At 62.1% G+C, this 21,841-nt stretch carries 15 protein-coding genes; 9 read left to right on the top strand and 6 right to left on the bottom strand.

Features of this window, described 5'->3' with window-relative positions; all coding sequences use genetic code 11:
- The first annotated feature begins 26 nt into the window (after window positions 1-26).
- Complete coding sequence (locus GRAN_RS03535; protein ID WP_241654320.1) at window positions 27-1,250, top strand: cysteine desulfurase family protein; 1,224 nt, start codon at window positions 27-29, stop codon at window positions 1,248-1,250.
- 3 nt (window positions 1,251-1,253) lie between these two features.
- Here the strand turns inward: GRAN_RS03535 and GRAN_RS03540 are convergent, their stop codons facing one another.
- Window positions 1,254-3,122, bottom strand: a complete 1,869-nt coding sequence (locus tag GRAN_RS03540; RefSeq protein WP_128911607.1) for an APC family permease — start codon at window positions 3,120-3,122, stop codon at window positions 1,254-1,256.
- A gap of 210 nt (window positions 3,123-3,332) precedes the next feature.
- On the opposite strand from GRAN_RS03540, the gene GRAN_RS03545 reads away from it, so the two are divergent.
- Together GRAN_RS03545 and GRAN_RS03550 are read left to right on the top strand one after the other, a co-directional pair.
- Entirely contained in the window at window positions 3,333-3,893 is a 561-nt protein-coding gene (locus tag GRAN_RS03545; RefSeq protein ID WP_128911608.1) for a glutathione peroxidase, read from the top strand.
- 87 nt (window positions 3,894-3,980) lie between these two features.
- Window positions 3,981-5,933 (top strand): M61 family metallopeptidase, encoded by a 1,953-nt coding sequence (locus GRAN_RS03550; protein ID WP_128911609.1) that lies wholly within the window; start codon window positions 3,981-3,983, stop codon window positions 5,931-5,933.
- Window positions 5,934-5,997: 64 nt separating this feature from the next.
- Here the strand turns inward: GRAN_RS03550 and GRAN_RS03555 are convergent, their stop codons facing one another.
- Entirely contained in the window at window positions 5,998-6,567 is a 570-nt protein-coding gene (locus GRAN_RS03555) for an outer membrane beta-barrel protein (protein WP_128911610.1), read from the bottom strand.
- Window positions 6,564-12,011 (bottom strand): Ig-like domain repeat protein, encoded by a 5,448-nt coding sequence (locus GRAN_RS03560; protein WP_161570822.1) that lies wholly within the window; start codon window positions 12,009-12,011, stop codon window positions 6,564-6,566. The genes GRAN_RS03555 and GRAN_RS03560 overlap by 4 nt, the downstream gene beginning before the upstream one ends.
- 358 nt (window positions 12,012-12,369) lie before the next feature.
- Here GRAN_RS03560 and mnmA point away from each other — a divergent pair, with 358 nt between their 5' ends.
- The gene (gene mnmA / locus GRAN_RS03565) at window positions 12,370-13,548 is read left to right on the top strand and encodes a tRNA 2-thiouridine(34) synthase MnmA (RefSeq protein ID WP_128911612.1); all 1,179 of its coding nucleotides are present in this window, start codon (window positions 12,370-12,372) and stop codon (window positions 13,546-13,548) included.
- A 152-nt stretch (window positions 13,549-13,700) separates the two neighbouring features.
- On the opposite strand, the gene GRAN_RS03570 is transcribed toward mnmA, so the two are convergent.
- Entirely contained in the window at window positions 13,701-14,330 is a 630-nt protein-coding gene (locus tag GRAN_RS03570) for a hypothetical protein (protein WP_128911613.1), read from the bottom strand.
- A 97-nt stretch (window positions 14,331-14,427) separates the two neighbouring features.
- Window positions 14,428-14,853 carry a YtxH domain-containing protein gene (locus GRAN_RS03575; protein ID WP_128911614.1) on the bottom strand — a complete coding sequence of 142 codons (426 nt, stop codon included), beginning with the start codon at window positions 14,851-14,853 and terminating at the stop codon, window positions 14,428-14,430.
- Between the two features lie 503 nt (window positions 14,854-15,356).
- On the opposite strand from GRAN_RS03575, the gene GRAN_RS26580 reads away from it, so the two are divergent.
- The 5 genes from GRAN_RS26580 to GRAN_RS03595 all read left to right on the top strand — a co-directional run bounded on the left by GRAN_RS26580 (window position 15,357) and on the right by GRAN_RS03595 (window position 20,333).
- Window positions 15,357-16,463, top strand: coding sequence for a BON domain-containing protein (locus GRAN_RS26580; RefSeq protein ID WP_128911615.1), 1,107 nt, complete (start codon window positions 15,357-15,359; stop codon window positions 16,461-16,463).
- A gap of 153 nt (window positions 16,464-16,616) precedes the next feature.
- A complete protein-coding gene (locus GRAN_RS03585) occupies window positions 16,617-18,407 on the top strand; it encodes a glycoside hydrolase family 57 protein (RefSeq protein ID WP_128911616.1) in 1,791 nt (596 codons plus the stop codon).
- A gap of 185 nt (window positions 18,408-18,592) precedes the next feature.
- Window positions 18,593-18,937, top strand: a complete 345-nt coding sequence (locus GRAN_RS25380; protein WP_161570823.1) for a hypothetical protein — start codon at window positions 18,593-18,595, stop codon at window positions 18,935-18,937.
- Window positions 18,938-18,988: 51 nt separating this feature from the next.
- Window positions 18,989-19,399 (top strand): hypothetical protein, encoded by a 411-nt coding sequence (locus GRAN_RS03590; RefSeq protein WP_128911617.1) that lies wholly within the window; start codon window positions 18,989-18,991, stop codon window positions 19,397-19,399.
- A gap of 91 nt (window positions 19,400-19,490) precedes the next feature.
- Complete coding sequence (locus tag GRAN_RS03595; RefSeq protein ID WP_128911618.1) at window positions 19,491-20,333, top strand: hypothetical protein; 843 nt, start codon at window positions 19,491-19,493, stop codon at window positions 20,331-20,333.
- Here GRAN_RS03595 and GRAN_RS03600 read toward each other — a convergent pair.
- A complete protein-coding gene (locus tag GRAN_RS03600; RefSeq protein ID WP_161570824.1) occupies window positions 20,323-21,795 on the bottom strand; it encodes a glycosyltransferase family 39 protein in 1,473 nt (490 codons plus the stop codon). The genes GRAN_RS03595 and GRAN_RS03600 overlap by 11 nt on opposite strands.
- Window positions 21,796-21,841: the final 46 nt, after the last annotated feature.

The following is a 21,841-nucleotide window of genomic DNA, read 5'->3' on the forward strand; positions in this document are numbered from 1 at the left end:
GAACCGGCACACGTAAACTAGGAGAGATGGGATCCCGTATCTACATGGACGCGAACGCCACGACTCCGTTACTGCCTGAGGTCGTCGAGGCCATGCGCCCATTCTGGATGGAGCAGTTCGGCAACGCAAGCTCCATCCACCGGCAAGGCCAACACGCCCGCGCCGCGGTCGACCATGCGCGCGAGTCCATCGCCCGTCTGCTGAACTGCCGGTCGTCCGAGATCGTCTTCACCTCCGGCGGCACGGAGAGCGATAACCTCGCGCTCTTCGGCGTCCTGCAGCCCCTGCTGAATAACCCCGAACGCCCACACCTGATCACGACGGCGATCGAGCACCACGCCGTGCTGCACGCCGCCGAGTCGCTCGCGGAGCGCGGAGCCGACGTCACGTTCCTCGCCCCGACCGCGTCCGGGCTGATCGAACCGGAAGACCTGCGGGCAGCGATGCGTCCGTCGACGCGGCTCGTCTCGATCATGTTTGCCAACAACGAGACGGGAACCATCCAGCCCATCGCCGAACTCGCCGCGATCGCCCACGCCGGCGGCGCGCTCTTCCACACTGACGCGATCCAGGCGGCTGCCAAGCTCCCGCTCGACCTCAGCCCCAAAGGCGAACTCAAGGACGTAGATCTACTGAGCATCTCCGGCCACAAGATGTACGCGCCCCAGGGAACTGGCGTCCTCTTCGTGCGCCGCAATACACGCCTCGCACCCATCTTCTTCGGCGGCAACCACGAGCGCCAGCGTCGCCCCGGGACTGAGAACGTCCCGGGAATCGTCGCGCTGGGCAAAGCAGCCGATCTTGCGCGAAGCTGGCTGATAGCGCCAAACGCTGCGGGAGCCGGCTCTGCGAACCCTACAACCCTCTCCAGCCTTCGCGACCGGCTCGAACAGGGAATTCTGGCCCGCGTCCTCGAAGCCAGTACCCCAGGCTCCGGCGTGAATGGGGCAGGCACACTCCGGGTTCCAAATACCTCGAACCTCTATTTCGACGGGGTAGACGCCGAGGCTCTCGTCATCGCGCTCGATCTCAAGGGCCTGTCGATTAGTGGCGGCTCCGCCTGCCAGTCCGGCGCGACCGAACCGTCGCACGTCCTGCTTGCTATGGGTCTCACGGATGCTCGAGCCCGCTCAAGCATCCGTATCTCGATTTCGCGCCTCACCACGGAAGCCGAGGTTGATTGCGCGCTCACGCTCGTTCCTGAAGCAGTCGCACGCCTCCGCTCGCTGGCAGCAGCGAAGGCGTCCTAATCGCTACAGGTACCAGGGAATATTCACCACGACGATGCGCTGGCTTCCACGCACCAGGAGCAGGAGCTTCAGCAACTGCACTCTCTGGTTGTGCAGCGCGTTCTCCCACCAGTGCTTCACCACAAGCTCCGGCAGAAGCACCGCGACCTTGCGACCGGGATGCTCTTCTTCAAGCGCCAGGATGTAGTCCATCAACGGCGAGATGATGAAACGGAAGTTCGATGGAATCGTCACCAGTTCGGGGTCGGTCATGCCCTGCTCGCGAATCGGAACAAGAACCCTCTGCTCCCACTCCTCCTCGATGCCATGCGACTCGTCCTCCGAATGCACGTGAACAACCTTGATCTCTTTCGACAGAAGCAGCCCGAAGCGCAGCGCCTTCTCGGAGATCTTGTTCCAGCCTGCCATCGGGATGACCACAAGCGGTTGTTCGAGATTCGACAGATTAAGCGGCGTCATCTCGCGCATCTCATTGTGGACGCGGCTATAGTGCCGCTTGATGGAGTGCATGAGGAGGATCAGGCAAGGGATCAGAAGCGCAGTCACCCAGGCGCCCGACATGAACTTCGAGGCAAGCACGATGCAGGTCGTGATGCCTGTCGCAACAGCGCCAATACCGTTGACGAACATGTGCCAGGCCCGGCCCTGGTGCGCCTCCTGCTTATTCCAGTGCACGACCATGCCGGCCTGGGACAAGGTGAAGGCAAGGAACGCGCCGATCGCATAGAGCGGGATGAGCCTGTCCGTTACGCCGCCAAACAGGATGAGAATGATGGCCGTGAAGACGGTCAGCGCGTAGACGCCGTGCGAGAAAAGAAGTCGGCGTCCGCGCAGGATGAAGACGTGCGGGAGGTAGTCCTGCATCGCAATCGCACGGGTCAGGCGGGGGAAGTCGGCAAAGGCGGTATTGGCGCTCAAGGCTAGCGCGAGCAGAACGCTGCCCATCGTGAGGAAGTAGAACCATCCCCGCCCGAAAACGGCAGTCACCAAGAGGCTCAGCAGGCTCTGATAGCCTGTCGCATCCGGATTCATTGCCATGATGCCGTAGTGCTTGGAGAGCCATGCCGTGCCGTAAAGAAGCACGATCAGGATCGCGATGATGACCGTCAACGTCACCTGCGCCTTCTTTGCGCGGGGCTCTCCGAAGGCCATCACGCCGTTCGATACAGCCTCGACGCCCGTCATCGCGGCGCATCCGCTCGAGAACGCCTTCAGCAGAAGCCACAGCCCAAGAAACTTGACCGTTTGCGGCAGCGCAGGGGGCATCGCTTCCACGGGGACCGGGTGCCCACCCGCGGCGAACGTCTTGTAGGCGCCGACGCCGATCAGGATCAGAAGTGTCCCGATGAACAGGAACGTTGGCAGGATGAACGCTGCACCGGTATCTTTCACGCCCCGCAGGTTGACGACTGCCAGGATTGCGAGGATCAGAAGGCAGAAGGCCAGCGTGTGCGGCTGCAACGAGGGCACGGCCGAAGTGAGCGCCGTGACGCCGGCGGAGATTCCCACCGCCGCCGTCAGGATGTAGTCGATCATCAGGGCGGCGGCGGCGAGCAGTCCGGCTCCCTCGCCCAGGTTCTCGGACGCGACGGTGTAGCTTCCTCCGCCGTTCGGGTAAGCGGCAATCGTCTGCCGGTAACTGAAGAAAACAATCACCAGAAGGATGAGGATGGACGTGATGATGGGAAGGATGTAGGTGGTGCCCAGCATTCCCAGTGGGATCAGGAGAGAGAGGGCTGCCTCAGGTCCGTAAGCCGCAGAGGTGAGCGCGTCCAATCCAAAAATCGGTATTCCCGCGGCGACACCAATCTGTTCACCACGCTCTTCACTTGTTGCCAGGGGCTTGCCTAAAACACGGTCGCGAATCGACATAACGAGTCGTATCCTAGACCCAACGGGGCTCCGCGCAACGGAAATTTCGACCAAAACTTCTATAATCGAACAAAAGATGCCTAGTCTTTGACTCGCGCGCGGCAGATCCGTAAAGAATCCGTTAAGGATTCCGCCACGACGAGCTTTCTACCCTTTTCCATTTCTCGGCACGATCCGCCTGAACCCGACCAACCGAACGAAGGAGTCACCATGTCCGAAGCCCTCTACGACCTTCCCGTCCACAAGATCACCGGCGAAGGTACCTCGCTTGCCGAATACCGGGGCAAGGTCCTGCTCATCGTCAACGTCGCCTCGAAGTGCGGCCTGACTCCGCAGTATGACGCGCTCGAAAAGCTTTATGCACGATTCAAGGACTCCGGTCTCGCCGTTCTCGGTTTCCCCGCCAACGACTTCGGCGGTCAGGAACCTGGATCGAACGAAGAGATCCAGACCTTCTGCAAGTCGACCTTCGGCGTCCAGTTCCCGATGTTTTCGAAGATTACCGTCACCGGGCCGGAGACGAATCCGCTCTACAAGACGCTTACCGCAGCCCAACCGAAGGCCACCAAGACCGCCGAGGGCTTCCGCGAAAACATCGAAGGCTACCTGAAGAGCAAGGGCCTCCAGGCGACCAATCCGCCCGAGGTTCTCTGGAATTTCGAGAAGTTCCTCGTTGATCGGAAAGGGCAGGTCGTCGCCCGCTTCTCGCCGGACGTGCTTCCGGACGATCCTGCCGTCGTCTCCGCTATCGAAGCCGCACTCAAGGCCTAGCTGGAACGTGGCGGCCTGCGTCTTTCGGGTGCGCCGCCACGTCCAGAAACACATCCCCAACCCGTACGCGACAGGATCACCGTTTCCATGAAAAGAAGCCTCAGACGTCTGGTTGCACTCGCGCCCCTTGCGCTGTTTGGCGCCCATTCCTTTGCCCAGCCCTACAAGACCACGCCGATCCAGATCACGGCCGACCTCTCCGAAGGCCCTCGTAAGATCTACCACGCCGAGGTCGATATTCCGGTGACCGTCGGCCCTATCACGCTTACGACACCCAAGTGGATCCCCGGCAACCATCGCCCCACCGGCCCGGTCGATGAGATCACGGGGGTCGTCTTCACCGCGAACGGCCAAAGCCTTCCCTGGCGTCGCGACGACGAGAACCTTTACGAGTTCCACGTGACCGTCCCCAAGGGCGTCACCACGCTGCACGCGCACCTCGACTGCATCGTTACGGCACGCATCTCGCAGAAGATGGCAGTGCTCGAGTGGGAGAAGCTTCTGCTCTACCCCGCAGGTGTTCCCGTCCGCGACATTCAGGTGCAGCCCACCGTCGTCGTCCCCACAGGCTGGGGTGCCGGCACCGCCCTCCAGCCGCTTGGTCCGGCTTCCGAGGTCACGACCTCCGTTATGCCGGGGAGCAGCACGAAGTACGCCGCCACCAACGTGGAGCAGCTTGAGGACTCGCCCGTCATCACCGGCCAGTACTTCCACGAGTTTCCGCTGGCGCCCGACGTCACCCCCAAGCATTACATCGACGTCGTTGCCGACTCACCCGAAGACTCGCAGCTCCGGCCGCAGCTCCTGGCCGAGCTCAACAACCTCGTCCACGAGACCGGCGCGGCCTATAACTCGCGCCATTACAACGTCTATCACTTCCTGCTCACGCTTTCTGACACCGCCGGTGGCGAGGGCCTCGAGCATGGCCAGTCGTCGGACAACGGTGTAGGCGAGAAGGGCTTCTCCGACGAGGCTCACCAGCTTCGCGAGTCCGATCTGCTCTCGCACGAGTTCACTCACTCCTGGAACGGCAAGTACCGCCGTCCCTACAACCTCTACCAGAACGACTTCGAGAAGATGCAGCAGGGTTCGCTGCTCTGGGTCTACGAGGGCATGACGCAATACCTCGGCAACGTGCTCGCTGCACGCTCCGGCCTCAAGACGCAGGCACAGTACCGTGATGTCCTTGCCGCTTCCGCCGCGAACCTCGACAATAAGCCGGGCCGCGAGTGGCGCTCGACCGAGGACACCGCCATCGCCGCCAGCATCCTGCGTGGTGGTGATCTGGCCTGGTCCAACTGGAAGCGCGGCCAGGACTACTACCAGGAGGGTGAGCTTCTCTGGCTCGACGCCGACACCCTCATCCGCAAGATGACGGACAACAAGAAGTCGCTCACCGATTTCCTGCACATCTTCCTCGCCAAGGGTGGAAACACCGGTCCAAACATCGTCCCGTATGACCGCAAAGAACTTATTGCTGACCTGGATGAGGTCGTGAAGTATGACTGGGCGACCTTCCTGCACGACCGGGTCGACGTTCCCAACCCACGCGCCGATCTCGCTGGCATCACGCAGGGTGGCTATAAGCTCGTCTACACCGACAAGCAGACACCCTCTTCGCGACTGATGGAGAGAGCGGGAGGACGTCGCGGCGGAGGCGGAGCGCCTGACCTCTGGTACTCCCTCGGGATCCGGCTCGGCATGGAAGGCGCGGTCATGGACGTTCGCTGGAAAGGTCCCGCGGACAAGGCGCACCTCACGCCCGGAGACAAGATCATGGGCATCAACGGGCAGGTGCTCACGAACGAAGTGGCGCTCGAGGCGGTCCGAGCCTCGAAGACCGAGTCCGCACCGATCCATCTGATCGTGCAGTCCGGCTTCCTTCTCCGCCAGGTCGATATCGATTACCACGACGGCGAGCGCTATCCGTCGCTCGAACGCGTCGAAGGCACGCCCGACTACCTCGACGACATCACCAAACCGCTCACCACGCCCGATCCAGCCTCGCTTGTTTCGACGAAAGAGCACGACGGGCAGTAGCGAATGATGGCGAGCAAAAGGGACAGCCTTGGGCTGTCTCTTTTGTTTCTAAGTTCCGAAGCGATTACCGCTCGATGTTGGTCCGGCTGCGGAAGAGTCTGTAGCTGATCCCAGCCGACACCCCGTACGGATTCAATACGCCGAAGGTGAACTGCGGCCACCGCTGATACTCGAAATCAACGGCACGGACCTGCCAGTTCCTCCCGACGTTCACGTCCACGCCTCCGCCGCCTGCTACGACAAAGTATGTGCCGTTCCCGTAGCCGAACGGAAAGGTGAACCTCGCCCCGCCGGCCATCGCCTTGACATACGGTTCAAAGGCACCATGCTGCAGGATGGGCACCCGGGGTCCGACGAGGTACGTCGACTCCGTCACCTGGTTATCGCTGTGGTATCCCAACCAGCGCGCCTCGCCCTCGATTCCGACGCGCCAGTAAGGATTGGCGTCCACCCAGGCGACGCCGCCTCCGAGGTGCCGCTCACCATAGTCGATCTGGAAGCCCGAGATACCGCCGCCGATGCGGAGCGCCGTGCCCGGCCCGACCGCTGCGGGAGCGGCCTGCGCCCCAGCCTTCCACGCCATCAGGAGGCCACAGATCAGCCAGAAGACTCCCCAGATCGCACGCCGGATCATTGGGTCACCGTCAGCGCAAGATCGGAGATCTCGCTCGCGCCGGTCTGGACTCCCGAGGCTACGATGCGGACCGTGTAAGAGCCTGCGGGCGTCTTATTCTGCGTCAACTGATTCGCGCACGAGGTCAGCCCCATCCCCATACCAATCAGCACGATCAGGGAGAGGAGACGCGGCAGCGTTCGTCTGCGCCGTCCCCATCCAAGCAGGCCACCGAGCAGAAGAGCGGCCGGAATCGCAAGACCTGCTTCCAGCGTTCCCGGAACACCATCGAAGAGCGACATCCTCTTCGCCTTCGCCGTGACCGACGTCCCAACCCCGAGCGGATTGCCGGTGTCGATCGTCAACTGCACCACGTTTGTCCCATTCGCCGCGAGTGCCGCCTTGTCGGTTGAGAAGGTGCATGTCGCGTCGGCGGGAAGCCCAAGGCAACCGAGCGAGATCGTATCGGCGAAGTTCTTCACCGACGTCATCGTCAGGCTGATCGTTGTGTGAGATCCGCTCGCCATCGACATCGTCGAGGGGTTCGCGGTCATGGTGAACGTCGTCGAAGGACCCTCGGTGATTGTGACTGCATCCGCCACCGATCCCGCATAAGCGGCATCGCCGGAGTACGTCGCGACGATCGTGTACGAGGGATCGACCGGGAAGAAGGTCAGGGTCGCGATGCCTCCCGTCGAGATCTGCGCCGTCCCAATGAGGTTCGTGCCGCTCATGAAAGTCACTGTGCCCGTCGGTGCCGCAGGTCCATCTCCACGAACGACGTCGACCAGGGTAATCTGCGCGCCCGAGAGATAAGTGTCCGAGGAGACGGCCATCGATGTGGTGGTCGCCCGAAGCTGTACCGTCTGGGTCAAGGCTGCCGTCGTCGAAGGCAGGTTGTAGCTGTCGCCGCCATAGCTCGCGACCAGCGCATGGCTTCCCGCGGCAAGCGATGGCAGAGAGAGTACAGCGGTTCCATTGGAGGCAAGGTTGACGCTGCCGATCTGTGTAGCGCCATCCGTAAATGTAACCACTCCGGTTGCATTCTCACCGTTTGTGACGGTTGCCGTGAGTACAATGCCCTGGAGCGTGAGCGCAGGGTTCAGGCTCGACACCACGGAGATACCCGTTTTATTCTGGATCGCCTGAAGAAGCGCATTCGACACGCTCACCTGGGTGCCGGCGTCGCCGCCATAGCGGGCCACGATCGCATGCTGTCCTGCCGTCAGACCGCTCGTGCTGAAGGTAGCGACTCCGTTTGTAACCTTTCCTGTCCCAAGCGTCGTCGAGCCATCCATAAATGTAACTGATCCGGTTGCATTTTCTCCCTTGCTCGATACAGCCGCCGAGAAGATCACGGCTGAACCCGTCACCGAGGGATTTACGTTCGAGCTCAGCGTCACCGTCGTGCCTGCCGCCATCACCACCTGTGAGAGCATGGCCGAGGCGGAAGCCACGTTCGTCGCGTCGCCCGAGTAGCTCGCAACGATCAGATGCGTGCCCTCGACGAGGCTGGAGATGCTGATGCTCACCGAGCCGTTCGCCACCGTGCCCGAGCCGAGCACCGCGGTTCCGTCGGTGAAGGTCACCGTCCCGGTCACCGCTGCCCCGTTCGTTCCGACGACCGCAGCCGTCAGCTTCACGGCATCTCCCACGAGCGACGGGTTCTCGCTCGAGAGGATGGTAGTGGTCGTCGATTCCTGCACACGCTGCGTCAGCACGGTCGACGTGCTGCCCGCGTGCGTCGTGTCGCCCGAGTAGGTAGCCGTAAGAGGATGGTCCCCAATGGTCAGGTTCGAGATCGGATACGTCGCAACCCCCGAGGCATTCAAGGTCACCGTCGTCAGAGTCGTGCCCTGATCCATCAGGGTCACCGTGCCGGTTGGCTGCTGCGCCGTTCCGGTCACCTTGAAGGTGATCCCGATCTGGTCGCCGAAGACGCTCGGATTCTTGCTCGATACGATTGAGGTCACGCTTGTCCCGGTCTGCACAACCTGCACCAGCGCATTGGAGGTGCTCGCCGAATGGCTGGCATCGCCCGCGAAGCTTGCGATCAACGTATGCGACCCTGCGACCAGGCTATTCAGGCTGAAGCTCGCCACTCCCGTTCCGTTCATGGTCGCGGTCGAGAGTACTGAGCCGCCTTCGGTCAGAACGATCTGCCCGGAAGGCACACCACCATTGCTCGAGAGCGAAGCAAGGTACGTGACCGTCCCCCCGGCGAAGGACGGGTTTGCACTTGAGGTCAGGGAAATCTGCGTAGTGGCCTGCTGCACGACCTGAGTCAGCGCGGGCGAGGTGCTCGGGTTATCCTTTGCATCGCCGCCATACGTCGCGACCAGCGACAGGCTGCCGACCGGCAACGTCGTGATACCGAGTGTCGCCTGACCCGAGCCGCCAACCGTTCCCGTTCCGAGCGTGACACCACCGTTCAGGAACGTCACTGTCCCGCCGGGAACGCCGCCCGAGCCCGAAACGACTGCGGTCAGCGTCACGCCTTTACCCGAGATCGAAGGGTTGCTGCTTGACGCAAGCTGCACCGAAGTCGTCGCCAGTTGCACGACCTCACTCAGCGTGTTCGATGTGCTCGAAGCGTAGTTTGTCGATCCTCCGTACACCGCCGCGAGGCCGTGCGTGCCCACACCGAGCGAAGCCACATCGAGCGTCGCCACGCCCGTCGGAGAAATGGTCGCTGTTCCGATGGCGGTTGTGCCGTCTTTGAAGGTAACCACACCCGTCGGCGCTCCAGCCGTCACGTTGGTGACCGCGGCCACCGTCGCGACGAGGTGCAGCGTCGCGCCTGCGCTCACCGGGTTCGCGGAAGAGGTTAGCCCTGTCGAGGTGCTGATCGTCTGCACGGTCTGGGTCAGCGGAGCGGAACTGCTCGTATCGTTCGTGGAGTCGGCCTGGTAAGTCGCCACCAGCGCATGCGTGCCGACAGCCAAAGAAGAGTTGGAGTAACTCGCATTGCCTGAACCATCCACCACAAGCATCGCAAGGCTCACGCCGTTATCGGTTAGAACCACCGCACCTGAAGGCGGTACCGTACTCGTCGTCGTGACGTGGACTGAGAAGATGAGAGGGCTGCCCAATGAGTCGGTTGGATTGCTCGACGTGAGCGTGGTACTGGTGCTCCACAGGTTTACAGCCTGCGACAGAGCCGCCGAGGTTCCCGGCAGCGTATTCGTATCTCCGGAATACACTGCGGTGATCGTATGCGTGCCGGCCGCAAGCAGGTTCGTTGAGGTGCTGGCAACGCCGCTCCCGTTCACCGCGCCCGTGCCGATCTGACTTCCGTTGTCGTTGAAGACGACAGAGCCACCCGGCGTCGTACTCGCTCCAGTCACCGTGGCCGAGAAGGTAATCGATTGGCCAACCTTCGAGGGCATGAGGTTCGAACTCAGCGTGACCGTAGAGGCTTGCTTCACGATCTCCGTCAGAACCGCCGACGTGCTTGGGGAGTTCGTCGAATCTCCACCGAACGCAGCGGTAATTGTGTGAGGTCCAAGCGCCAGCGTAGAGATCGGGAATGTTGCCGTACTTCCTGTCGCTCCCGTGGCCACCGTCCCGAGGAGATTTGTGCCGTCGTAGAACTTGACATTGCCCGCCGGGGCTACTCCATTGCCTGAAACCACGGCTGTAAAGGTGACCTGGGCTCCCAGACCTACTGGATTAACATCCGCGGTCAACGTCGTCACCGTCGGCTCCAACGTATCTGATTCACCCGTCAGATTGATTACGTCCGGCGTATTCGCTGCGTCCGTCTGCACCTGGATCGCCGCTGTAACCGTAGATCCGACCGTCAACGGGACAAACTCGGCTCCGACCAGGCAGGTTGCGCCCGTCGTCAACGGGATCGTCGTCAGGCATGTCGTCTTCGACGTGTCCAGAGCGGAGTTTCCGTCGGGAACGATCGCAGTGAAGTGCATGTCGACGTTGCCATCGTTCTCCACCGTCACGCCCTGTTGCGGTGACGTGCCACCGACCTTGATTGGGTTGTATTTCAGGTAGACGATCGAGTTCTGAATCTCCCGGACGCGGTTGTCGTAGGTGTCCGCCAGGAGGACGTTTCCCTGTGAATCCAATGCAAGGGCGTATGGCCTGTCGATTCCTGCCGCAACTGCCGCCCCACCGTCTCCCCCTTGGAAGGTTGATCCATTTCCTCCAACCGATGTCATCAGGCCGGTGACCGCAGAGAGCTTCCGGATCAAGTTGTTTCCGCTATCCGCGATATACAGGTCGCCCGCGACATCCACCTTCACATCCGAAGGCTGGCGGAGCGGCGTGGACGTTCCCGGCGTACCTTCGGTGGCATCCCCTGCCGAACCGGTGCCTGCCACGGTTGACATGATCCCGGACGCACTCAGTTCGCGAACCACGTTGCCCGCCAGGTCAGCAATGAAGAGGTCGCCGGCCGGGTCCGTCGCGAGGCCGAACGGTTGAGCCACCTGCGCCGCGGTTCCCTGGCCGCCATCTCCATTCGAGCCAGGATTTCCGTTTCCAACCACCGTCGAGATCAGGCCGGTCTGAGCATCCACCTTTCGAATCCGGCAATTACTCGAATCCGCGATAAACAGGTCGCCACGTGCATTCATGGCGATACTCTCCGGTCCGTTCAAGAGTGCGGAACTCGCCGCGCCGCCATCCCCTGCAAATCCTGCCGTGCCAAGCCTTCCGGCGATCGTAGACAGCGTTCCCGTTGCAAGGCTGACCTTGCGAATCGCATGATTCTGCGAGTCCGCGAAGATGATGTCGCCAGCACCGTCGATGATCATCGCCGCCGGAGTGTTGAGCGCGGCGCTCGTCGCCGGCCCGTTATCTCCAGACGTTCCTGCGCTCCCGGTGCCTGCGACCGTAGAGATCAAGCCAGTCTGGGCGTCGATCCTGCGGATGCGGCTGTTGTTCGTGTCGCTCAGAAACACGTTTCCTGATGCATCGGCCGCTACTCCCTCCGGAAAGTAGATCGGAGCGTAGTTCGCCGGAACACCGTCGTTCTTGTAAAACCATGTGCCGCTCACGCCGGCGAGCGTCTGTATCGTTCCCGGAATCATGATCCCAAGCGAACCTGAGCCGATTCCGTAGAGCATCTGGGTTCCCAGAAGGCCACCATTTGCGTCCAGCAGCAGGACCGCCCCGCGCCGCTCACCCGGAGCAGCGGGTTTGAATTGCACCGGAAAGGTGCAGCTCTGGTTTGCTCCCAACGTCTGCCCGGTGCAGGTGTCGCCCCCCGCCGCCGTGAAGTCGCCGTTGACCTTGCCCTGCGTCATTACCCTTGCGCCGGCAATCTCTCCGCCCGTCTTCAGCGTCACCGTAACCGAAAGCACCTGTGTTCCACCGCCAACCGTTGTCGTTCCAGGAAACGCCGTGGCCACCTGGCCGATGGCAGGTGCCGGAGAGAAGCCCGCGATCATGCAGAGCATCGTCAGCGCGAGGCTGAGACGGGGGAATACCGTGAGTCGCTTCATGGCATCTCCGCTGCCCACGCGGCGGGCAGGAACTTCGAAAACTCCGGACAAACGCGAGAGCAGGCCAGGACGTGAGGAGTGGAGGATCCGGGCGCTCGATCGGCTTTCGGCGGAAGGCCTTACCGTGGTAACCAGAAAAGACATTGGGGAGAACGGCAGGAAACGATGTATCATTTCGGACCTTTGGGACGTAATAGTGTCCCAAATCAATAATCATGGAAACCAAAGTAATCAAAAATGACACTTCCCTGCGATGGCTTTCCCCGGAAGTCGTATACTTCCGCACCTTGGTGGTAGCCCTCTCGCCCAACCGCGTCGTCGACGCGACGAACCGGCGAAGACGTATCATGAAGGGGATATGTCCGCCGCTAACACCATCGCGCCCGCGTCCGGCATACCACCGCCGTTGGTGCCGCAAGCCCCGCAGACGATTGCCGTCGCGATGTCGGGTGGCGTCGACTCCTCAGCGGTGGCAGCCCTGCTCCGCGCACAGGGCCATACCCTCGTCGGCCTTACCCTGCAGCTATGGAATCAGCGCCGCCTCGCCGGGCACGAAGGCATGCCCGAGTCCGTCCAGGGCCGCTGCTGCTCCATCGACGACGTCTACGACGCACGACGCGTCGCCGAGCATCTCGACATTCCCTATTACCTCGTCAACCAGGAAGCCCGCTTCGAGGCCGAGGTGGTAAAGCCCTTCGTCTCCGAGTACCTCGCAGGCCGCACGCCTATTCCCTGCACGCTCTGCAACAATCACCTGAAGTTCGACGCGCTCTTGCTTACCGCCCGCCAGATCGGCGCCGAACTCATCGCCACGGGCCACTACGCGCGCAATCACTTCGACCCCATCCGCAACCGCTGGATTCTCTCCCGCCCCGCCGACCATTCCAAGGATCAAACCTACTTCCTCTTCGGCCTGACCCAGGACCAGTTGGCCCACACGCTTTTCCCGCTCGGAGAGATGCAGAAGCCCGTCGTCCGCCAGATGGCCGCCGACGCCGGCCTCGCGCTCGCACAGAAGCCTGACTCGCAGGAGATCTGCTTCATCCCGGGCGGCGACTACTCCGCTTTCCTCGCCGCCTATCTCGAAGATCAGGGCGAAGCGCAACCCGACCTCTCGGGCGATCTGGTCTCCACGTCGGGCGAGATCCTTGGGCGCCACACCGGGATCCATACGGTTACCGTCGGCCAGCGCAAGGGTCTCGGTCTTACCAGCCCAAATCCACTCTATGTCCTGAACATTCACCCCGACAGCCACGCGGTCACCGTAGGCTCAGACGCCGACCTGATGAGCCGCGAACTCCACGCCAACCGGTTGAACTGGATCTCGATCCCCGATCTCGCCGAACCCATCCGCGTGCGTGCCAAGATCCGCCACCGCCACGAGCCGGCCTGGGCCACCCTCTCGCCAGCCGGCCCCGATCTAGCCCACGTCCTCTTCGACGAGCCTCAGCGCGCCGTCACCCCCGGCCAGGCCGCCATCTTCTTCCATGAAGACGAGGTCGTCGGCGGAGGCTGGATCGTCAACCCGAACGATTGATCGCTCCTCTGAGAGAGACAGCAAAGAGTCAGCGGATGCCCAAAAAGTCGCCCCAATCGGCGGCACGAAAAGCAGGCAATTCTGAATGCTCGTGACAAAAATCAAGCCGCGCAAGGCGGCTTGATTCTAACCTTCGTAAGTTCGTAAGACAGCTACCAGCCCGGCTTCCTCTTCGTCTCTGTCTTCCCCTGCACAACCTGCCCAATCCCACCAGTCAGAGCCTTCAGCCGATCGATCAGCGTATCGATCATGTGCTTGCTCTGGATCGTAATCTCCGCGATCTTGCGAGCCGGCACCCGGATCCCGTGATACACCGTCTGCCCGATCTCAGAGGTTGCCGCCAGCGTCGTCGCGACCATGCCATCCACACGCGCCACCTGCTTCTGTGCACGCGCATTCGCATCGTCGAACGTCACGACTGCTCTATCTGCGGTCTGGCGAATTGTCACATCCAGTTTCTCTACTGTCTGGCGTACCGTGTGGCTCGTCTCCACGACGTTCTCGGAGATCACCTTGATCTTTGGCGTTAGGTCATGGAGGATGACCTGGGTCGACGTAGCAATCTCCTGGATATCGGCTATGAGCGGCAAGGCCTTGCCTTTTGTGTCGTCGAAGGACTGCTTCATGTCCTTCACGATGCCCACCAGCTTTCCGAACAGCACCATCGTTGCGATTGCCTGGAGCAGAAGCGCCACCGCGAGAATTCCGACGAAGATTGTAAGCCACATGACGTACCCAGCCGAAACGTCACCTGTTTGCAGCCATACCGCTGTCAACATCATTCCTGCCTCCGCATACAGAAACTATCACGACACAACGAAGGGGCGTCCGCCGAGCGGCACGCCCCTTCGTGAAAGCAAACCACTCGATGCTGAACCTTTACGACACAGTTTCGGGCGCCGTCTTGCTCAGATAAGCGTCCGTGCCGGCATCCACCGCAGCAGAAACGCCTTCCTTCTGGTTATTGATCAAATCCTTACCCTTGTCGACGTATTGCGACCACTGGGTGCGGCCCTTGTCGTAGTAATCCTTGCCCTTGTCGACGTAGTCGCCCGCAACCTGTTTGCCCTGCGCAACGAGGTCGTTTGCCTTGGCGACACCCTGGTTGTAGGCCTCGGTCGCTTTCTGTGCTGTCTGCTGCGCGTAGGCGTTCGCCTTTTCCTTCGCATCGAGCGCACCCGCGACGAGATCATCGCGTGTATCCTTGCCAGCCTTGGGGGCGTAAAGAACGCCGATCAGAGCACCGATACCGAGACCCGTCAAAAACCAACCAAAACCGCTAATTCCGCTTTCGTTATCAGCCATCGTCTTTCTCCTCTATAAGTGTGAGTGGCACCGGAAGCATGCCGTTGCCTTGAACTTGGACCCTGAACGTTAGAACTGATCCAATCTACCGGCCCATGTTCCTTTGGCCGCTGGATCTGAGTTCGAGAATCTTGCTTCTGAACCAGAGTGCCGTTTCACAACATCAAAGTCCAGAGAAACGTGTGCACCCTCAGGAAGATGCCCGGTGCGTGTATTAGGTTGCGCGACCTTGAGGAATCATGGGCATACCATTCCACTGCGGGGCCATACATCTCTGCTTAGGATCCGCAACTTGACGCCTTCCAGGGTCCGTACGCACGAAGAACCCACGGGTTGGCAAAAACTGAACCTAGTCTCGGCACGACCGCATCGCAATCGAGAACCTTGCGTCTATATCCACAGGGCCCAAACACGCAGTTTTCGATACAACACGACTCCTCGCCCGAACGAGATTCGCCGCAACGAGCAGGGCTGTCTCCCGCCCCTCTACTGAAAGGAACGACATGACTCCAGCATCCGACCATCCCATCACCCGCGCCGCCACCGTCGCCGCGCTCGCGATCTCTCTCGCGCTCTCCGGCTGCAAATCCACGCCCGCGCCCGCAACCGACGACGCAAGCCTCAACGCAGCGCTGCAAAGCCGTCTGCAGTCCGATCCCGGCCTGGCGGGCCAGCCCTTCCAGGCATCCGTGAAGGATGGCGTCGCGACCCTCACGGGCACCGTGACCAACCCAGCCGCACGTTCTCTCGCCGCGAACGACGCCTCGCAGGTCGCCGGCATCCGCACTGTCATCAACAGTCTTTCGCTCGTCGCCCCCGCACCCACCGAACCCGAAGTCGTTACGACCCCACCTCCCGCGCCCGTCAAACCCATCCCGGCGAAGCGCGACCGCGTCAAGGTTCCACCGCCCCAACGCGCCCGCGTCGAGCCCCCGCCACCCCCGATGCCGGCTCCGATCGAGCGCCCCGAACCCCAGACAGCGCAGGTCGATCCAACTCCGCCACCGCCACCACCGCCCGCGCCGAAGCCAGCCCCGCCTGCCTTCCGTACCGTGCGGGTTCCTTCCGGAACGGAGCTTCCAGTACGCATTACCCAGACGCTCGACAGTGCATCCACGCAGGCCGGGACCAGCTTCTCCGGAACACTCGCCAGTGACGTCATCGTCGATGGCCTCATCGCCTTCCCCACAGGGACCAAGGTCAGCGGTCGCGTTGAAGACGTCAAGGACGCTGGCCACTTCAGCGGAAACTCCCTGCTTGCTGTCTCGCTGACCAGCGTCAGCCGCCGCGGCGAGACCTTCCCCATCACGACCGACACCTATTCCAAGCAGGGCAACGGCCGCGGCAAGAACACAGCCGAAAAGGTCGGTGGCGGAGCTGCTATCGGAGCTATCCTCGGAGGCATCCTCGGAGGTGGCAAAGGAGCCGCGATCGGAGCCGCATCCGGCGGCGGCATCGGCGCGGGGGTCAACGGCGTCACCCGAGGGCAACAGGTGCAGATCCCCTCGGAAAGCCTCGTCCGCTTCCGCCTGAACACGGAGATCAGCGTCAAAGCTTCCTTGAAGAGTGAGGGAGACGACAACGGCGACCTCCAGCATCACGACCAGTAGCCCGCCTCAAGAGATAGCAATACGACGAAAGCAGCGGCAGACCTCTACGGTCTGCCGTTCGCTCATTCAGCTGGAAGGCCCGTGTAAACTAGGCACGCTGACGCCGGACGATAGACGTCGCATGCGCACGCAGCTCCCCCCGAGGTCCTCGTCTTGACGCAGGCAGCACCAAGCCCGGCAGGCTTTCTCACCATCACGCTGCATGCGCATCTTCCCTGGGTCATCAACCACGGAACCTGGCCGCACGGCATGGAGTGGCTCCACGAAGCTGCCGCCGAGACCTATCTCCCGCTACTCCGCGTCCTCACGAACCTCGAACGCGACGGTATTCCCGCACAGTTCAATATCAATCTCTCTCCGGTTCTCCTCGAGCAGCTCACTCACCCTCTCTTTCTCGCCGAGTTTCCCCGCTACCTCAATCGCAAGATCGTTGCCGCTCGCGAGGATGAGCTTACCTTCACCAACGCCGGCGAAGCCCACTACGCCGAGACCGCTCGTTTCTGGCACCGCGTCTATACGTCAGCCCTTGACGAGTTCAACTCGTACAACCAGGACATTCCCCGCGCCTTCGCCCGTTTCCAACGTTCGGGACTCATCGATTTGATCACCGGCGCCGCGACGCACGGCTATCTACCGCTCCTCGGAACGGACGAGAGCGTGCGCGCCCAGATCCGAACCGCCGTCCAATCGCACATCCGCCACTTCGGCCAGCCACCCGACGGCATCTGGATTCCCGAGTGCGGCTATCGCCCCGCGGGCTTCTGGAACTACCCCGTCGCCAACGCCGACGGAACCACCGACGCCGGCTTCGAACGCATCGGCATCGAGCAGGCGCTCGCCGAGTCCGGCCTCAAGTTCTTCTTCGTCGACACTCATCTCGTCGAAGACTCCAACCGCATCGTTTCGCCTTACGGAACCGGCCCCGGCGGCAACCGGCCCCTGAACCGCCAGCCCGAGCCCCTCAACGACGAACCCACGAAGCCAAGACCCCACGGCCCACATCGCTCGCTCTACCAGCCGTACGAGGTCGACGGCCCATACGACAAGCGCTTCCCAACGAGCGTCTTCCCGCGCGATCCGCGTACCGGCCTTCAGGTCTGGTCCAGTGACACAGGCTACCCCGGCGACAGCAACTACCTCGACTTCCACAAGAAGCGGTACCCCGGCGGGCATCGCTACTGGCAGGTCAGCGGCAGCCGCATCGATATGGCGGACAAGCTTCCGTACTGGCCCCAACAGGCCGCCGAACGCGTCAAGGTACACGCCGCACACTTTGTCGAACTTGTCCAGGACGCCCTCGAAGCGAGCTCCATCTCCGCCAACCCGCCCATCCTCTGCGCTCCCTTCGACGCCGAGCTCTTCGGCCACTGGTGGTTCGAAGGCGCGCTCTGGCTAGAGGCTGTCTGCCGCGCGCTGCATGCCGCCAACAACGGCATTCAGCTCACCACCTGCAGCAGCTATCTCAAGCAGTACCCGGGAACAAACTCCATCGCGATGAACGAGGGTTCCTGGGGAGCGGGCGGGCTGAATCAGGTCTGGATGAACCACGAGACGAGCTGGACCTGGACCCACATCTACCCTGCCGAGCGCTTCACCCGTGAGGTCTGCACCTCGACCGCCTGGCAGGACTCCGAGATTACCGTCCGCGTCGTCAAGCAGCTCTGCCGCGAGCTTCTCCTCCTCGAGGCCTCCGACTGGCAGTTCCTCATCACCACCGGAGCCGCCCGTGACTACGCCGAACTACGCTTCAACACCCACCGGGAGCAGTTCCAGGCCCTGAAGGAGCTCTACCAGAACCTTCAGGCCGGGCTTACCCTCACGCCTTACGACCTCGCCCAACTCGCCGCCACCGAGCTGCGCGACAACATCTTCCCCGACATCGATCCCGGCTTCTGGGCCGAAGGGGCCCACGACCTCCCGCCAGCCATAGCGCGCCGGCCCTGAGCTTTCTTCACGCAAAATCAATCTGTTAGCCGAACCGAAGGCCATCCAAAGACCGGCGTCGGCCATCCTATCCACATGATCGATACAGAAGAAGAAGCACCTCTGTGCCTCGAAACCATAGCGTTATCAGGCTGCATCCCCAGGGCCAAGGCATCAAGAAACCATCGGTCGAAAGTTGGAAGATAATGACGAAGAAGTGGCTTGCACTTCCCCTCCTCCTGGCAACTATCCCAGGCCTCGCCCAGTACGATCGCCGCGGAAACTTTAACAATGGCCTTCGCGATGGCGGACGCCACGGCGACTACTACGGCCACGATCGCCGCTACGACGATCGCTATCGCAATCAGGGTGGAATTGGCCCCGGTAAGGGAGCCCTCATCGGCGGCGCAGGCGGCGCGGCCCTCGGCGCACTTCTCGGAGGTGGCTTGAAGGGTGCGATCATCGGCGGTGGCGCTGGTGCCGGTGTCGGCGCAATCGCTGGTAAGGTCCACCAGGACAACCGCCGCAACGACTACTATTACGGTCGCTAACAGCGCCGGAACTACCCGCTCAAGCTCAAGCACGTGAAAGGATCCTGACTCATGAATCTCCGCTCGATCGCAGCCGCCGCAATCCTCGCCGCCGCTCCCCTCAGCCTTCTGCCCGCATCCGCTATTGCCCAAGCCAACATCCAGCCGAAAGGCGATAACTCCACCGGCCCAGGCAAGACCTTCCCCATCGACCAGATCGTCACCGCCTCGGTTCACGACGCGTGGCTCCTGAGCGGCAAGGACGAGTCCACCTTCTTCGACATCGTCCAGCAGCTCGCCGCCATGTCCGCCGAAAAGCGCGGCGTGACCCTCCCCGATAGCGAAGCTGCCGGCCGCCGCATGGGCAACTACATCAAGGCCCAGGCTCACCTCGACCACGACCAGCTTCTCTACGTCATCGTCGACAAGGCTGTTCGCATGGTCGCAACCAAGGCGGCGACTCCCGCTGCTGCAACAAACTAACTTCCGGCTAACTCCGGCGGATCAGAGATAAGAGCCTCGTTCCTGCTTCCTGAGGAGCGAGGCTCTTCGACGTCCTGCCTACAATGGAAGAGTGCCCGCACCCACCCGGCCGAGTGTCCTGCATCTCTGGCATCTTCTATCTCTCGACGCCCCCACGGTAGCCGTCCTCTGGACCTGCTTTACCGCCCGCCTTACCCACACGCCACTTCCCCTCGCAACACCCGTCGCCATGGCACTCGCCGTCTGGACTCTCTACGCCGCCGACCGCCTCCTCGACACCCGCCAGCTAAGCCCGCAAACCACCGGCCTCGAACCTCGTCACCTCTTCCACCATAAGCACCGCACAGCCTTCCTGATTGGCATCGGCGTCGCGACGATAGTCCTCGCCGCGCTGCTCCCGCTCTTGAGCCCAGCCGCGATGCGTCTCTACCTCACCGAAGCCGCCCTCATGGCCGGGTACTTCCTCCTCATCCACACCTCGCTCGACGCCCGCCCCTTCAACCGCCCGATCCCGAAAGAACTTATCGTCGGTCCCTTCTTTGCAGCCGCCACCTTCATCCCCACCATCTCCCGCAACCCGACCCTGCGCCCCACACTCCTGCCCGCTGCAATCCTCTTCGCCTTCCTCTGCAGCCTAAACTGCCTCTTCATCTACGCCTGGGAGCATCCGACAGGCACCCGCGTCCACTGGACCATCCATCGCGCCACTCAATGCCTCCCCGCCCTCGCGACCCTTCTTCTCGTCGCTTCCATCCTCCTCACCCTGCACTTACGGGCCACCCCCGTGCGCTCGTATCCCATTGCCTGCGCCCTCAGCACCCTTACCCTTGTCGCTCTGAACCAGTGTCGCCATCAACTCTCCCGGCTCACTCTCCGTACCGCCGCCGACGCCGCGCTTCTCACCCCTCTGCTCATCCTGCCCTTCACTTCATGAACCGCAGAACCTCGCCCGGCCGGTCCCGATATCCTGGCTTCTCCTCCAGCCGGTACAGCACGAGCACATTCCTCTCCGGATCATCAAACACCCGATAACGCCCCCTCTCGACCATCCAATACCGTTCTCCAAACCACCGCGTCCCGTAGTCCTCTTCCCCGTTCCAGGCCGCGAACCACTCCGGTCGATACCGGTCGAGCATCGCATCGATTCCACCCATCGCATACTCCGAGTTGATCCCCGCCACCCCGGTCCACATCGTCACATCATCCGCGCTGCTCCCAAGCAGAAGCTGCTTCCCTCCATCCCGCCGCATCGTCCCCGCGATCCCCTCCGCCGCCGTCTGGAAGCTGTACTCCGGCCTCGCCGCATACCACAGCGTCCGCACCATCATCGCCAGGCCCGCCATCCCGACCGCTCCCCCCAGAACCCACGCTCCCCAGATCAACCGCCGAGCCCAAAGCACCTCAATCCCAATCACCACGAGCACCACCACCGGCATTACCATCACGAGGTAATACCGCGGCTGAAGATACGTGTGATACCAGATGAACGTCAGGTACCCCACCGTAGCCAGCACCGAACTCCCAAATAAAGGCGCCCGCCAAAGCTCCCGCAGCCAAACCGCTGAAAGCACCAGAACCGCGACAGCAGCCCAAAAAATCACTGGGTTAATCCAAAGCCCATCCCGCAGAGTCTTCCACGCTTCGATCGGCATGATGCTCAGGTGAACCCGGTCCTTATTGATCGCAAACAGCAACCGGTAATCCTCAATATGAGGCCGCGCCCAGGCCGCGTAATACCCCATCCAAAGCAAAGCCGCCGTACCCCCAACGGTTGCCATCGGCTTCATCCAGCCTCTCCTGGGCCAGTTCATCGAAGCCCACATCTGGTACAGCACTGCCGGCACAAGAAAGAGCCCCGTCGACTTCGTCAGCAGGAGCAGGCAAAGCACAACACCAAGTCCAACCTGCCGAGCTGACTCCCCCTCACGCATCCTCTGGGCCAGCCAAAGCCCGAGCATCATCCAGAACACCAGCACCGGCTCCAGGATCCCCATCCGCCCAAACGCATAGCAGAACGGATTCACCGCCACCAGCGCCACCGCCGCAGCCGCCGAAAGCCGGCCCCGCTCGCGCCTCAGCAACCCATACAGCATCCCTAGCGACAACCCATACAACACCAGCGCCAACACTCGCGCCGATACCATCCCCACACCCGTCACTCCAAACCACCCACGAAGCATCACCGGCCAGACCGGCATCGCCACCACCGGATTGAACGATCCCGGCAGATACCACGCCCCACCCAAAGCCTGCCGGACAGCCGCCCCACCGTACCAGCCTTCATCCGTCATCTTCGACCAGTCGTTCCATGCCGAGCCATTTGGAAAATCAGCCCCCAGATGCACGAAGCAGAGCCCGAAGAACGCCACCGCCACTCCAACCAGCAGCCATTCCACCCACCCCCGCCGCCTCGCCCCGCCGTTCACCATCCCCAAAACCTAC

The sequence above is a fragment of the Granulicella sibirica genome (genome assembly GCF_004115155.1).
Lineage (GTDB): Bacteria > Acidobacteriota > Terriglobia > Terriglobales > Acidobacteriaceae > Edaphobacter > Edaphobacter sibiricus.

Bases quoted from the DNA above. Each gene is read 5' to 3' on its own strand.
- GRAN_RS03545 (WP_128911608.1), top strand. From the start codon at position 3,333: ATGTCCGAAGCCCTCTACGACCTTCCCGTCCACAAGATCACCGGCGAA.
- GRAN_RS03590 (WP_128911617.1), top strand. From the start codon at position 18,989: ATGAATCTCCGCTCGATCGCAGCCGCCGCAATCCTCGCCGCCGCTCCC.
- GRAN_RS25380 (WP_161570823.1), top strand. From the start codon at position 18,593: ATGACGAAGAAGTGGCTTGCACTTCCCCTCCTCCTGGCAACTATCCCA.
- GRAN_RS03560 (WP_161570822.1), bottom strand. From the start codon at position 12,011: ATGAAGCGACTCACGGTATTCCCCCGTCTCAGCCTCGCGCTGACGATG.
- GRAN_RS26580 (WP_128911615.1), top strand. From the start codon at position 15,357: ATGACTCCAGCATCCGACCATCCCATCACCCGCGCCGCCACCGTCGCC.
- GRAN_RS03535 (WP_241654320.1), top strand. From the start codon at position 27: ATGGGATCCCGTATCTACATGGACGCGAACGCCACGACTCCGTTACTG.
- GRAN_RS03550 (WP_128911609.1), top strand. From the start codon at position 3,981: ATGAAAAGAAGCCTCAGACGTCTGGTTGCACTCGCGCCCCTTGCGCTG.
- GRAN_RS03570 (WP_128911613.1), bottom strand. From the start codon at position 14,330: ATGATGTTGACAGCGGTATGGCTGCAAACAGGTGACGTTTCGGCTGGG.
- GRAN_RS03540 (WP_128911607.1), bottom strand. From the start codon at position 3,122: ATGTCGATTCGCGACCGTGTTTTAGGCAAGCCCCTGGCAACAAGTGAA.
- mnmA (WP_128911612.1), top strand. From the start codon at position 12,370: ATGTCCGCCGCTAACACCATCGCGCCCGCGTCCGGCATACCACCGCCG.
- GRAN_RS03555 (WP_128911610.1), bottom strand. From the start codon at position 6,567: ATGATCCGGCGTGCGATCTGGGGAGTCTTCTGGCTGATCTGTGGCCTC.
- GRAN_RS03575 (WP_128911614.1), bottom strand. From the start codon at position 14,853: ATGGCTGATAACGAAAGCGGAATTAGCGGTTTTGGTTGGTTTTTGACG.